The following is a 13,123-nucleotide window of genomic DNA, read 5'->3' on the forward strand; positions in this document are numbered from 1 at the left end:
TCATACTGATCGTCGCTCGTCTCGCCTATTCCGGCCATGCGTCAACGCGGCACGCACGAACCGGTGTACCTGGGGCAGTTGTCCCGCCCTCCCCTCCGTGACCTGGAGAATTGTCCGAACATGGGATGTGGCTGGCGCCGTTGGCATCATCCTCACCATGGAGTGGACACCTGGGGAAGATATTTAGTTCACACCGAAAATGGCCGGATCTGGCCACCTGGTTCCCACCAGTCGCACGCGTAGCAGATCAAGGCCTCACCAGGGCGGGACCCGGACGAGACGGAAGTACTCGCCGGGGCGCGAGCGCCGGTCGGCGTTGGCCCGGCGGTTCGGACTGGCCGGTTCGACCGTGAAGTGGACCGCGGCGCCGGCTTCCGCCGTGAAGGGGACGGGGACGTTGGTGAGTCTGCCGAGGCTGCCCTGGACGCTGTGAGGGCCCGGCGGAAGGCCGAGCACGAGGGTCTGGCCGGGACCGAGCGTGCCGACGCGGTCGCCGTCCACGACGATCCGGTAGTCGACGAGCATGTCGAACCTCCCCCGGTCGATCCGGTGGACCAGCACCGGACTCCAGCCCGGCGGCACCTGCTCCGGGCTCCGGATACCGGTGACCTTGGGGCCCGTGAGTTCGGGCCGGGCGTGCGCCTCGCGCAGTTCCCGTCGTTCCCGCCTTCGTACGACGAGGGAGAGTACGAAGGCGGCGAAGGAGACCAGGAGCAGCGGAACCAGTGACCACGCGGCGTTGGAGGTGACCGAGAACAGCGCGAACAGCCCGTGGAAGGCGACCACGGACCACCACAGACGCGTCATACGGAAAAGGTGCCGGGAGTTCTCCACACGGTGGAGCTCGCCGGAGGTCAGTTCCGGATTGGCATCCGCCGAAAGCGCGACCGGGTAGAGCAGCAAAAACGCGAGGAAGATCCCGGCGGCCACCGGAACGGGATTGCCGGTGATCCCCACCCCTCCGGCGATCAGTGCGCACGCCATCAGGCCGAGTGTCGCCTCCTGGAGCAGCAGGAAGGACGCCCTCACGACCGCCACCGCCGTTCGCGTACGAAGGCCTCCGTACCGAGAGCCACGGGAACGAGGACGACCAGGTGGAGAGCCAGCAGCGGCGACGGAAGGGCCCCGGCGCGGAGGTCCCAGACGCCGACGAGGAGGAAGAACACGCCAGCGGCCCACAACATGCTCAGCATGATGATCTCCATCAGCGGCGACCTGGTCGGCTGACGCCGCCGTTCGATCATCCCCGGGAGGGAGCGCAGGAATACGAGGGGTATCAGGACCAGGACCGACAGCATCATGACGAAGAGCCCGAAGTAGATCTCGCTGCCACCCCTCAGGTACATGCGCAGGGTGTGCGTGAGCAGCAGCAGCGGCATGCCGAACGAGGCGTAGAACATGGTCTTCGAGCCGCCGAGCACGGTCTCGACGGTGACGGGCACGGAGTCACGGTCGCCCCCGTCCGGTGGGGGAACGGTCATGGGGGAAGGCCTCTCACGGGCGGCGCCGTCCGGGCTCGGGTGCGGCGGGAGCGCGGCCTCCCGCCCGACGGCACGACGAGATTACCGTCGGGACAGCACTTTCCGGGTTGCCCGGCACCTACGGACACCGGGGTGCGACCGGCCGACCGGCGCCGGTCAGTGCCCGTTGCTCTCCACGATCGTGTCGATGACCGCCTGCTCCCGGCGCTGCACGAGCCGGTTGGCCCGCTCGAAGTCCCGGTTGGCGAGCTCCGCGCGGGCGGCGGCGGTACGCGGCATGGGCCACATCGCGTCGATCTCGGCGTTGAAGGACGAGCCCACCAGCACGGCGATCGCCATCACGAACAGCCAGGCCAGGATGGCGATCGGCGCGGCCAGGGAGCCGTAGATGGTCACCTGTCCGAAGGAGGCGTCCAGGTAGACGCGCAGGGCGACCGAGCCCGTGATCAGCACCAGGGCGGCCAGCAGCGCACCTGGCAGGTGGCGCCACAGCGGGGTGCGCACCGGCACGCTCAGGGCGTAGAGCAGGGTGACCGCGGCGACGGCGAGCAGCGCGACGGTCGGCCAGTAGAACAGGTTGAGCCGCCCCACGGTCATGGGCAGCAGGCGGTTGATCAGGTCCGGTCCGGCCACCAGGACCGGCAGCAGGAGGATGGCGAACAGCAGCCCGCCCAGGTAGGCGACGAAGGCCAGAACGCGCTGGCGCATCCAGCCGCGCAGTTCGTCCAGGCCGTAGGAGATCGTGATCGAGCGGATGAAGACGTTCATCGCCCGCGACCCCGACCACAGCGACACCAGGAACGTCACCGACAGGACTCCGCCCGGCACTCCCCCGAGGAAGTCGTCCACGAGCGGCTCGACCACGCTGTCCACCGTGTCCGGGGTCAGCACGCGCGCGGTCAGGTCCAGGATCCACAGCCGGATCTCCTCGACGAAGTCCTCGCCGAGCACGAAGGTCAGCGGGCCCAGGGCGCCCAGGAGGCCCAGCATGAGCGCGGGCAGCGAGATGAGGGTGAAGAAGGCCGACTCGGCGGCCAGCCCGACGACCCGGTCGCGAGCGAAGGCCCGGACCGTGCGCAGGACGAGGAGCGTCCCGCTGCGCAGGCGGGCACGGCGTCTCAGCCACCCGTCCACGGCGTACCACAGCCGCTCCCAGAAACCCACCACGAAGGAAACGTTAGCGGTCCCGGGAGGCCGCCCCGCGCCACGGACGCACGGACCCAGTGACGTGACTCACTCCGGGGCCGCCAAAGCCCGTCTGGACAAAGCATCGACGCCCGTGACATTCTCATTACATGATCGCTGCCCTGGACCCCATGCTCTACGTGCGCCGTCACGTGGACTTCCTGCGGGTCGGCAGCGCCATCTGTTGCAGCGTCGGTTAATCCCACCGCCCTTTGACGCACCCCAGGGGTGCGCGCGGCACCGGCGCCCTGCCTCTCCTCCTTATCCCACACGCGGATCCCACCCGATCGCCAGCACGACGATGTGCGGCGACGCGGGCATGCGGTGCGGGCGCCGGGGCTGTGAGCACCCCGCGACACCTCATCGGAGACACCCGCGATGCCTCCCTCTTCCGCGCAGCCCGGCAAGACAGCGACCGCGGCCAAGCCGCGCCGCCGTGGCGAGGGCCAGTGGGCCCTCGGCTACCACGAGCCGCTGAACAAGAACGAGGAGAACAAGAAGAACGACGACGGGCTCAACGTCCGCGATCGGATCATCAACATCTACTCCAAGGGCGGGTTCGACTCGATCGACCCCGCCGACCTGCGCGGCCGGTTCCGCTGGTTCGGTCTGTACACCCAGCGCGCCCCGGGCATCGACGGCGGCAAGACGGCCGTCCTGGAGCCCGAGGAGCTCGACGACCGCTACTTCATGCTGCGGGTGCGCATCGACGGGGGGCAGCTGACGGTCGCGCAGCTGCGCGCGGTCGGTGAGATCTCCCGCGACTACGGGCGCGACACCGCCGACATCACCGACCGCCAGAACGTCCAGTACCACTGGATCCGGGTGGAGGACGTCCCGGCGATCTGGGAGAAGCTGGAGTCGGTGGGCCTGTCCACCACGGAGGCCTGCGGCGACACCCCGCGTGTCATCCTGGGCTGTCCGCTGGCCGGGGTCGCCGAGGAGGAGGTCATCGACGCCGGTCCCGCGATCCGCGAGATCTACGAGGACCACATCGGCAGCGAGCTCTACTCCAACCTGCCGCGCAAGTTCAAGACCTCGGTGTCGGGGTGCACAGTGCACTGCGTCAACCACGAGATCAACGACGTGGCGTTCGCGGGCGTGCGCAACGGGGCGGGCGAGGCGGGCTACGACCTGTTCGTCGGCGGCGGCCTGTCCACCAACCCGATGTTCGCCCAGCGCCTGGGCGCGTTCGTGCGCCCGGACCAGGTGAGCGAGGTGTGGGCCGGGGTCTGCGGGATCTTCCGCGACTACGGCTACCGGCGCCTGCGCACCCGCGCCCGGATCAAGTTCCTCATCAAGGACTGGGGCGCGGAGAAGTTCCGTGACGTCCTGGAGAAGGAGTACCTGGGCTACGCCCTGCCCGACGGCCCCGCCCTCGAACTGGACTCGGGCCTGCGCCGCGACCACGTGGGCGTGCACCGCCAGAAGGACGGGAAGTTCTACGTGGGCTTCGCGCCCAGGGTGGGCCGGGTGTCGGGCAACGCGCTGCTGCGCGTCGCCGACATCGCCGAGGAGCACGGTTCGGACCGCGTCCGCACCACCGCCGACCAGAAACTGGTCATCCTGGACGTGGCGGAGGACCGGATCGCCTCGATCACCTCCGCCCTGGAGGCGGAGGGGCTCCAGGTCAACCCGAGCGTGTTCCGCCGCCAGACGATGGCCTGCACCGGCATCGAGTTCTGCAAGTTGGCGATCGTGGAGACCAAGGACCGCGCGGCCTCCCTGATCGACGAGCTGGAGAAGCGGCTGCCCGACTTCGACGAGCCGCTGACCATCAACGTCAACGGCTGCCCGAACTCGTGCGCGCGCATCCAGGTCGCCGACATCGGCCTCAAGGGCCAGCTCGTCATGAACTCCGAGGGCGAGCAGGTGGAGGGCTACCAGATCCACCTGGGCGGCGGTATGGGGCTGACCCAGTCCTTCGGCAAGAAGATCCGCGGGCTGAAGGCCACCGCCGACGAACTGCCCGACTACGTCGAGCGGGTGGTGCGCCGGTTCCAGGCCCAGAAGGAGGACGGCGAGTCGTTCGCCTCCTGGGTCGGCCGGGCCGAGGACGCCGACCTGAAGTAGTTCGTCCGGGCGGTCGGGACCGCCGCGGCCTCCCCCGGCCGCGGCACCGGGGCCGGTCCGTACGCGGACCGGCCCGGCCCACGGCCGCGAAACGACCTGAGAGACCCGAGCGAGAGGAAGAGGTGCGCCATGTCCGAGAGGGCCGCGCCCCACTACTGCCCCTACTGCGGCGACGAGGACCTCGTGCCGGAGGAGGGCGCCGCCGTCAAGGGAGAGGGCTACCCCTGGGCCTGCCTGTCCTGTGCCCGGGTGTTTCGGGTCAAGTACGTCGGGTTGCGCTCCGCGTCCTTCTCCGCGAAAGGCGCCCCCTCCAGACCGACGGAAGGGAACTCATGAACTCCACCACCATCACCCCCCTGGGCGGTCCCGAGCTCGCAGAGCGGGCCGCGCGCGAGCTGGAGGAGGCCTCCGCCCCGGAGATCGTCTCCTGGGCCGCCGAGACCTTCGGCGACCAGCTGTGCATGACCTCCTCCATGGCCGACGCGCTCATGGTCGACCTGGTCTCCAAAGCGGCGCCGGGGATCGACGTCATCTTCCTCGACACCGGCTACCACTTCCCCGAGACCATCGGCACGCGTGACGCCGTGGCCTCCGTGTACGACATCAACCTCATCAACGTCGAGCCCACCCGCACGGTGGCCGAGCAGGACCTGGCCCTGGGCCCGCGCCTGCACGGGCGCGACCCCGGCATCTGCTGCCACCTGCGCAAGGTGGAGCCCCTCCAGCGGGCCCTGGAGCCCTACGCCGCCTGGCTGACCGGCCTGCGCAGGGAGGACTCGGCGACCCGCCGCGACACCCCGGTCGTGCAGTGGGACCGGCGTCGGCGGATGACCAAGGTGAACCCGATCGCCCGGTGGACCCAGGACGAGGTGGACACCTACATGGCCGAGAACGGGGTCATCGTGAACCCGCTCCAGTACGACGGCTACCCCTCGATCGGCTGCGAGCCGTGCACGCGGCGGGTGGCCCCGGGCGAGGACCCGCGCAGCGGCCGGTGGTCCGGCACGGGCAAGACCGAATGCGGAATCCACGTTTGAGTGCGTACGCGGCGGCCGGGCCTCCTGGCCCGGCCGCGGCTCCGCCCGGATCGGGCGGGGCCGGGGGCGGCGGTGCTCGGAAGCGACGAGGAGGGTGGCCATGACCGTGGGCGGAGCCGGGACGCGGAGCGGCGGAGGCCGGGACGGGGACGTGCCCCTGCTGGCGGTGGCGCACGGCAGCGCGGACCCGAGGTCGGCGCGGGCCGTGTCGGCGGTGTTCGACCGGGTGCGGGCGCTGCGGCCGGGGCTCGACGTGCGCGTGTCCTACCTGGACCACGCGGCGCCCTCCGCCCGGGACGCGCTGGAGGAGCTGGCCGCGCGCGGGGCGGGTGAGGCGGTGGTGCTGCCGACGCTGCTGACGGCGGCCTACCACAGCAAGGTGGACCTGCCGAAGGTGCTGGCGGACGCGCGCGAGCGCAGCCCGTGGCTGCGGGTGCGCTACGCCGACACCCTGGGCCCGCACCCGCTGCTGTCGGAGGCGGTGGAGCGGCGCCTGGACGAGGCGGGGGTGCGCCCCGACCCCGGCACGGCCCTGGTACTGGCTTCGGCCGGTTCCAGCGACCCCGGGGCGAACGCGACCGTGGCCGCGATGGCCGCCGAGCTGGCCGGGCGCGGCCCCTGGCGGGAGGTCGTGGCCGCCTACGCGTCCGCGGCCTCCCCCGGTCCCGGGGAGGCGGTGGCCGCCCTGCGCGAGCGGGGGGCGTCGCGGGTGGCCGTGGCCACCTACCTGCTGGCGCCGGGGTTCTTCGCCGACCGGGTGCGCGCCCGGTCGCTGGAGGCGGGCGCGTGCGCGGTGTCCGAGGCGCTGGGGGACGTGCCCGAGACGGCCCGGGTGGTGCTGGACCGCTACGACGCCGCGGTGGCGGCACGGCACACGACCATCTCCCGCTGAGGCGCGGGGCGCCGTCCGTTCGTGGCGGGGACGCTGTCGGTCAAGGCGGGAGCGCTGTCTGCTGCGGCGGGAACGCCGTCCGTCGTGGCGGGGCCTCCGTCGGCCGCGGTGCCCGGCGTCCGCGCCGTGGGGACGCGCGGCCGGACGGGGCAGAACGGGGCGCACGAGACGGAGAGGCGAACGGGCGGTCCGCTGGACGGGCCGCCCGTTCGCGTTGTCCCCCGAGGCTGTGCTCCCTGGAGCCGCGTACCCCGAGGCCGTGCCCCGGAGCCGCACCACCGACGCCGCGTCCCCCTGAGGCCGCGCTCCCTGGAGCAGTGCCTTGGAGCCGCACCCCTGACGCCGTGCCCCCGGAGACCATTGCCCCCGGAGAAGGGCGCCCGCGGTTGTCCACAACCGCGAGAAGTGGCTTGTCCGCGCGGCCGCGGCCCAGAAGAATCGGAGGTAGGCGTCGCGAACGGGCGCCGAACGACCGAGGAATCGTGGGGGTGGCCGTGTCCGAGGGACGGGGTTCGGAGGGGCGGGGCGGTGTCCGGGACCTGCTGCGGGGGCTGCCGGTGTTCTCCGGGGTGCTGCCGGAGTTCGACCCCGGGGCGGCGCCCGAGGACCCGGCGGAGTTGTTCCTGGAGTGGTTCTCGGGGGCGGTCGAGGCCGGGGTGGCCGAGCCGCACGCGATGACGGTCACGACCGTGGACGAGGCCGGGGCTCCGTCGGCCCGGGTGGTCATCATGAAGGACTTCACTCCCGAGGGCTGGTGGTTCGCCACCACGACCGGCTCGCGCAAGGGGCGGGAGCTGGCCCGGAACCCGGCGGTGGCGCTGCTGTTCCACTGGATCGGGCAGGGCCGCCAGGTGCGGGTACGCGGGCGGGCGGAGATGGCCGACCGGGAGCGGTGCGCCGCCGACTACCTGGCCCGGCCGCTGGAGTCGCGGGTGGCCGGTCTGCACGGCAGACAGAGCGAGCCCCTGGACGAGCTCGCGGACGTCGACCGCGTGGCGCGGGAGAGCCGGGAGAGACTGCGACGCGATCCGGAGCTGGTTCCCGAGGACTGGGGCCTGTACCTGGTCCGCCCGGCCGAGGTGGAGTTCTGGCAGGCCGACCGGGACCGCCGCCACACGCGTCTGCGCTACACCCGCCCGGGCGCGGGCGCCTCCTGGGAACGCGGCCTGCTCTGGCCGTGACCGGGTGGGAGCACCGCAGCGGGAAGGGCGCGCTTCCACCGCCCCGGGGCCCGGGCGCGACCGAACCCGGTTCTGTTCGGTGCCCCGTCCGGGGATAGGATTCCCGCACTCCGACCACCCGCGACCAGCAACGGAAAGAGGTGGCCGCCGTGCCCCCCACACACGAGGTGTTCAACCAGGCGCCCCCGCTCGGCGACTACGCGGCGGCGGAGGACCCCGCGCTCCTGGAGGGTCTGCGGCGCGAGGGCGCCGGATGGGCCGAGGCCGAGGTGCGCGGGGTCGGCGACGCGGCCGGGTCGGAGCGGGTCCGCGCCTGGGGCGAGTCCGCCAACGCCTACCCGCCGGTGCTGCGCACCCACGACCGCTACGGCCACCGGGTGGACGAGGTCGACTACCAGCCCGCCTACCACGTGCTCATGGACCAGGCGGTGGAGCACGGCATGCACGCCGCGCCGTGGGCGGACGGGCGCCCGGGCGCGCACGTGGCCCGCGCCGCCAAGTTCTTCCTGTGGTCCCAGCCCGAGGCGGGCCACGGGTGCCCGGTCTCGATGACCTACGCGGCTGTCCCGGCCCTGCGCCACTCCCCCGAACTGGCACGGCGGTACGAGCCGCTGCTCACCGCGCCCGTCTACGACTTCGGGCTGCGGGCGCCGCACGCCAAGCGCGGGCTCCTCGCGGGCATGTCGATGACCGAGAAGCAGGGCGGCTCGGACGTGCGCGCCAACACCACCCGGGCGGTCCCCACCGCCGGAGGACACCACGTACTGACCGGGCACAAGTGGTTCACCTCGGCGCCGATGAGCGACTTCTTCCTCACGCTGGCGCAGGCGCCCGAGGGGCTGAGCTGTTTCCTGGTACCCCGGGTGCTGGAGGACGGCGGCCGCAACGCGCTGCACATCCAGCGGCTCAAGGACAAGCTGGGCAACCGCTCCAACGCGTCGGCGGAGCTGGAGTACGACGGCGCCGTCGCCCACCTGGTCGGCGAACCCGGCAGGGGCGTGCCCACCATCATCGAGATGGTCAACAGCACCCGGCTGGACTGTGTGATCGGCTCGGCCGCGGGCATGCGCGCCGCGGTGGTGCACGCCCTGCACCACGCCGAGCACCGCAGCGCCTTCGGCGGGGTGCTGGTCGAGCAGCCGCTGATGCGCAACGTGCTCGCCGACCTGGCACTGGAGTCGGAGGCGGCGACGGCGCTGATGACCCGTCTGGCCGGTGCCGTGGACCGCTCGGTGCGCGGGGACGAGTCCGAGACGGCCTTCCGCCGCCTGGGGGTGGCCGTGGGCAAGTTCTGGGTGACCAAGCGCCAGCCTGCGCACGCCGCCGAGGCGCTGGAGTGCCTGGGCGGCAACGGGTACGTGGAGGAGTCGGGGATGCCCCGGCTGTTCCGTGACTCCCCGCTCAACTCCGTCTGGGAGGGATCGGGCAACGTGGCGGCGCTGGACGTGCTGCGCGCGATGGGCCGCGTTCCCGAGTCGCTGGAGGCGTTCCTGGCCGAACTGCGCACCGCCGCGGGCGTGGACGACCACTACGACGCGGCGGTCAAGCGGTTGGAGCAGGTCCTGGGCGACCCTGAGGAGGCACAGTACCGGGCGCGGTCGGTGGTGGAGCTGATGGCGCTGGTCCTACAGGCGTCGGTGCTGCTGCGCCACGCGCCCACCCCGGTCGCCGAGGCCTTCACCGCCTCACGTCTGGGGGGTGAGTGGGGGCACGTGTTCGGCACCCTGCCCAGGGGTGTGGACACCGGGCTCATCCTGGACCGGGCCCGCCCGAGCCGGTGAGGCCGGGGCGCGGACACCATTTCTCAACCTCACAAATCCCGTTTACCACTCTTAACCTGATAATTCCAACAAAAACCCCTAAGAGGGGCGGCCGATGAATGATCATCGGCCAGGTCGGCATACTTCGGCGTCCGGAGCGGAACAAAGAAGTCGTCACAAAACACGACCGCCTGCTTTCGGACGGGGAGCGGGACCGCGTTAACCCTTCAGGAACGGCCGGAGGCGCGCGGGCCCGAGCCACCCCTCCCGAAGGCCCCGACTCCAAGAGACTGACGACGCCTATGGTGGAAGTCTGGCCAGGTAGTTCCTATCCGCTCGGTGCGACCTACGACGGGTCCGGCACCAATTTCTCCCTGTTCTCCGAGGCCGCCGAACGGGTGGACCTGTGTCTGTTCGACGACGACGGCGAGGAGACGCGTATACAGCTGACCGAGTACGACGGTTTCGTATGGCACGGTTACCTTCCCGGTGTCGGACCGGGACAGCAGTACGGGTACCGCGTCCACGGGCCCTACGCCCCGGAGCAGGGGCTGCGGTGCAATCCGAACAAACTGCTCACCGACCCCTACGCGAAGGCGCTGAACGGCAACCTCACCTGGCACGAATCCCTGTTCAGCTACCACTTCGCCGCACCGGAGCGCAGGAACACCAAGGACAGCGCGCCCTACGTGCCCAAGTGCGTGGTGGTCAGCCCGTTCTTCGACTGGGGCAACGAGTCCAGACCGCGTACGCCCTACCACCGCACGGTGATCTACGAGACGCACGTACGCGGACTCACCATGCGCCACCCGGGCATCCCCGAACACCAGCGCGGCACCTACTCGGGGCTGGCCCACCCGGTGATGATCGACTACCTCACCTCGCTGGGGGTGACGGCGGTCGAGCTCATGCCCGTGCACCACTTCGTGCCCGAGCACGCCATGGTGGCCCGGGGGCTGACCAACTACTGGGGGTACAACACCCTGGCCTTCCTGGCCCCGCACAGCGGATACGCGGCGCGCGGCTCGCGCGGGCAGCAGGTCCAGGAGTTCAAGGCGATGGTCAAGTCGCTGCACGAGGCGGGCATCGAGGTGCTGCTCGACGTGGTGTACAACCACACCGCCGAGGGTGACCACATGGGGCCCACGCTGTCGCTGCGCGGCATCGACAACCTCAGCTACTACCGGGTCAGCGACGAGGACCAGCGCTACTACCTCGACTACACCGGCTGCGGCAACAGCCTGAACGTACGCCATCCGCACTCGTTGCAGCTGATCATGGACTCGCTGCGGTACTGGGTCCTGGAGATGCACGTGGACGGGTTCCGCTTCGACCTCGCCTCGGCCCTGGCCCGCGAGTTCCACGACGTGGACCGGCTGAGCACGTTCTTCGACATCGTCCAGCAGGACCCGGTGATCTCGCAGGTCAAGCTGATCGCCGAACCCTGGGACGTGGGCCCGGGCGGCTACCAGGTGGGCAACTTCCCGCCGCTGTGGACCGAGTGGAACGGCAAGTACCGCGACACCGTGCGCGACTACTGGAGGGGCGAGCCCGTGGTGGGCGAGCTGGCCTCGCGCCTGGCCGGGTCCAGCGACCTGTACCAGGACGACGGCCGCCGACCGGTGGCCTCCATCAACTTCATCACCTGCCACGACGGTTTCACCCTGGCCGACCTGGTGTCGTACGACCACAAGCACAACGAGGCCAACGGCGAGGACAACCGCGACGGCACCGACGACAACCGGTCCTGGAACCACGGCGTGGAGGGGCCCACCGAGGACCCCGCGATCATCACGCTGCGCCGCCGCCAGGTGCGCAACTTCCTCACCACCCTGTACCTGTCGCAGGGGGTGGTGATGCTCTCCCACGGCGACGAGGTGGGACGCACCCAGAACGGCAACAACAACGCCTACTGCCAGGACAACGAGATCGCCTGGATCGACTGGAAGGGCGCCGGGCTCGGCGAGGACGAGGAGCCCGACAACGACCTGCTGGACTACGTGCGCGGGCTGGCGCGACTGCGCCGCGACCACCCGGTGTTCCGGCGCCGCCGGTTCTTCCGGGGCAGTCCGGTGGGCGGCGCCAAGGCCGGGAAGAAGGGCCTGCCCGACATCGTGTGGCTGCGCCCGAACGGCAGGAAGATGTCCGGCGACGACTGGAACTCCACGGGCCAGGCCCTGGGCGTGTTCCTCAACGGGGACGCCATCACCGAACCGGACCCGCGCGGTCGGCGGATCCGGGACAGTTCGTTCCTGCTGCTGCTCAACAGCGGCCCGGAGACGGTGGACTTCACCGTTCCGGGCACCGAGTACGGCATGGCCTGGGAGACCGTGCTGGACACCGCCGAGCCCGACGTGGACGGACGGCCGTTCGTGGCGGCCTCCGGTCCGGTGCGGGTCATCGACCGGGCGCTGCTGCTGCTGCGCCGGGTGTCGCACAAGCACACGTCGTCCTCCCGGTCCTGAGGAACCGGGCACGCGGGCCCCGGACGCTCCCTCTGACGGGAGCGGGCGGGGCCCGTCGCCGCGCACGCGGCGGCCCGGTCGTCCACAGGACGACGTCGGCTCTGGCGGTGGCACGACGCGTTGGAGATGCTGGAGGAAAAAGGCTGGGTAGGGGGGCTCGGGCTCCCCCTCCTCGGCATGCCCTGGGTCACCGCCTACGCTGTGTGACCATGTCGAGTACACACACCGGCGCGGACGCACCCGCCGCCCCCATCGCGTTCCGGCAGCTGCTGCCCGCCCCGGGCGGCGCGGACGCGGACCCGGCCGACGCCTACGCCTACCCCGCCGACCTGGACCGCCCCTGGGTGCGCGCGAACATGGTGGCCAGCGCCGACGGCGGCGCCGTGGGCCCCTCGGGGCGCAGCAGGGACCTGTCCTCGGCGCCCGACCGCCGGATCATGGGCGCGCTGCGCGCCCTGTGCGACGTGGTGCTGGTGGGCGCCGCCACGGCGCGCGTGGAGGGGTACGGGCCGGTCCGCGTCCGCAGGGCGTGGGAGGGACTGCGCGAGGGACGGCCCCGGACACCGGCCGTGGCGGTGGTCTCCCGCTCCCTCGACCTGCCCGTCGGCCTGCTCACCGAAGCGCCGCCGGACGCGCGCACCCTGGTGTTCACCACGGACGGCGCCTCCGCGCGGCGGCGCCGCGAGGTGGCCGAGCACGCCGACCTCGTGGTGGTCGAGGGGGCCTCGGTGACGCCCGCGCACGTGGTGGGCGCTCTGGCCGAGCGCGGACTGCACCGCGTGCTGACCGAGGGCGGCCCGCACCTGTTGGCGGAGTTCGTGGCGGCGGGGCTTCTGGACGAGCTGTGCCTGACCCTGAGCCCGCACCTGCTGGGGTCGGGGCCGCCGCGCATCGTGGCGGGGGGACCGGGTGCCCCCGGGGCGCCGGAGCACACCTCCGCGCAGAGCACGCCCGTGCGGATGGCGCACCTGCTGGAGGCCGAGGGGAGCCTGTTCGCGCGTTACGTCAGGGAATAGGGCGTCTGCGGAGGACACACGGGTAACCGCTCG

General features: G+C 71.5%; 12 protein-coding genes. 9 read left to right on the forward strand and 3 right to left on the reverse strand.

Annotated features, from left to right (window positions below):
* Nucleotides 1-255 precede the first annotated feature (255 nt).
* The 3 genes from FYW99_RS14490 to FYW99_RS14500 all read right to left on the reverse strand — a co-directional run bounded on the left by FYW99_RS14490 (nucleotide 256) and on the right by FYW99_RS14500 (nucleotide 2,648).
* On the reverse strand, nucleotides 256-1,038 hold the full coding sequence (locus FYW99_RS14490; RefSeq protein ID WP_223839026.1) for a hypothetical protein: 783 nt from the start codon (nucleotides 1,036-1,038) through the stop codon (nucleotides 256-258).
* Entirely contained in the window at nucleotides 1,026-1,481 is a 456-nt protein-coding gene (locus tag FYW99_RS14495) for a hypothetical protein (protein ID WP_150252560.1), read from the reverse strand. The genes FYW99_RS14490 and FYW99_RS14495 overlap by 13 nt, the downstream gene beginning before the upstream one ends.
* A 156-nt stretch (nucleotides 1,482-1,637) precedes the next feature.
* The gene (locus FYW99_RS14500; protein ID WP_150252561.1) at nucleotides 1,638-2,648 is read right to left on the reverse strand and encodes a YihY/virulence factor BrkB family protein; all 1,011 of its coding nucleotides are present in this window, start codon (nucleotides 2,646-2,648) and stop codon (nucleotides 1,638-1,640) included.
* A gap of 128 nt (nucleotides 2,649-2,776) precedes the next feature.
* Between FYW99_RS14500 and FYW99_RS32990 the strand changes: the two genes are divergently transcribed.
* From FYW99_RS32990 to FYW99_RS14540, 9 genes are all read left to right on the forward strand, one after another.
* The gene (locus tag FYW99_RS32990) at nucleotides 2,777-2,866 is read left to right on the forward strand and encodes a putative leader peptide (protein WP_017564358.1); all 90 of its coding nucleotides are present in this window, start codon (nucleotides 2,777-2,779) and stop codon (nucleotides 2,864-2,866) included.
* Nucleotides 2,867-3,044: 178 nt separating this feature from the next.
* On the forward strand, nucleotides 3,045-4,739 hold the full coding sequence (locus FYW99_RS14505; protein WP_150252562.1) for a nitrite/sulfite reductase: 1,695 nt from the start codon (nucleotides 3,045-3,047) through the stop codon (nucleotides 4,737-4,739).
* Between the two features lie 129 nt (nucleotides 4,740-4,868).
* The gene (locus FYW99_RS14510; protein WP_017564357.1) at nucleotides 4,869-5,075 is read left to right on the forward strand and encodes a hypothetical protein; all 207 of its coding nucleotides are present in this window, start codon (nucleotides 4,869-4,871) and stop codon (nucleotides 5,073-5,075) included.
* Nucleotides 5,072-5,776, forward strand: coding sequence for a phosphoadenylyl-sulfate reductase (locus tag FYW99_RS14515; protein WP_150252563.1), 705 nt, complete (start codon nucleotides 5,072-5,074; stop codon nucleotides 5,774-5,776). The genes FYW99_RS14510 and FYW99_RS14515 overlap by 4 nt, the downstream gene beginning before the upstream one ends.
* Nucleotides 5,777-5,876: 100 nt before the next feature.
* Nucleotides 5,877-6,668, forward strand: coding sequence for a sirohydrochlorin chelatase (locus FYW99_RS14520; protein WP_150252564.1), 792 nt, complete (start codon nucleotides 5,877-5,879; stop codon nucleotides 6,666-6,668).
* A gap of 488 nt (nucleotides 6,669-7,156) precedes the next feature.
* Entirely contained in the window at nucleotides 7,157-7,849 is a 693-nt protein-coding gene (locus FYW99_RS14525) for a pyridoxine/pyridoxamine 5'-phosphate oxidase (protein WP_150252565.1), read from the forward strand.
* A gap of 149 nt (nucleotides 7,850-7,998) precedes the next feature.
* Entirely contained in the window at nucleotides 7,999-9,630 is a 1,632-nt protein-coding gene (locus FYW99_RS14530; RefSeq protein WP_150252566.1) for an acyl-CoA dehydrogenase family protein, read from the forward strand.
* Nucleotides 9,631-9,911: 281 nt separating this feature from the next.
* Entirely contained in the window at nucleotides 9,912-12,074 is a 2,163-nt protein-coding gene (gene glgX, locus FYW99_RS14535) for a glycogen debranching protein GlgX (RefSeq protein WP_150252567.1), read from the forward strand.
* Between the two features lie 209 nt (nucleotides 12,075-12,283).
* Nucleotides 12,284-13,090 carry a dihydrofolate reductase family protein gene (locus FYW99_RS14540; protein ID WP_150252568.1) on the forward strand — a complete coding sequence of 269 codons (807 nt, stop codon included), beginning with the start codon at nucleotides 12,284-12,286 and terminating at the stop codon, nucleotides 13,088-13,090.
* Nucleotides 13,091-13,123 lie beyond the last annotated feature (33 nt).

Origin of the sequence: Nocardiopsis deserti, from assembly GCF_008638355.1 — a bacterium.
GTDB lineage: Bacteria > Actinomycetota > Actinomycetes > Streptosporangiales > Streptosporangiaceae > Nocardiopsis > Nocardiopsis alborubida.

Coding starts and splice junctions, on each gene's coding strand:
- FYW99_RS14495 (WP_150252560.1), bottom strand. CDS start 1,481: ATGACCGTTCCCCCACCGGACGGGGGCGACCGTGACTCCGTGCCCGTC.
- FYW99_RS32990 (WP_017564358.1), top strand. CDS start 2,777: ATGATCGCTGCCCTGGACCCCATGCTCTACGTGCGCCGTCACGTGGAC.
- FYW99_RS14505 (WP_150252562.1), top strand. CDS start 3,045: ATGCCTCCCTCTTCCGCGCAGCCCGGCAAGACAGCGACCGCGGCCAAG.
- FYW99_RS14510 (WP_017564357.1), top strand. CDS start 4,869: ATGTCCGAGAGGGCCGCGCCCCACTACTGCCCCTACTGCGGCGACGAG.
- FYW99_RS14515 (WP_150252563.1), top strand. CDS start 5,072: ATGAACTCCACCACCATCACCCCCCTGGGCGGTCCCGAGCTCGCAGAG.
- FYW99_RS14520 (WP_150252564.1), top strand. CDS start 5,877: ATGACCGTGGGCGGAGCCGGGACGCGGAGCGGCGGAGGCCGGGACGGG.
- glgX (WP_150252567.1), top strand. CDS start 9,912: ATGGTGGAAGTCTGGCCAGGTAGTTCCTATCCGCTCGGTGCGACCTAC.
- FYW99_RS14540 (WP_150252568.1), top strand. CDS start 12,284: ATGTCGAGTACACACACCGGCGCGGACGCACCCGCCGCCCCCATCGCG.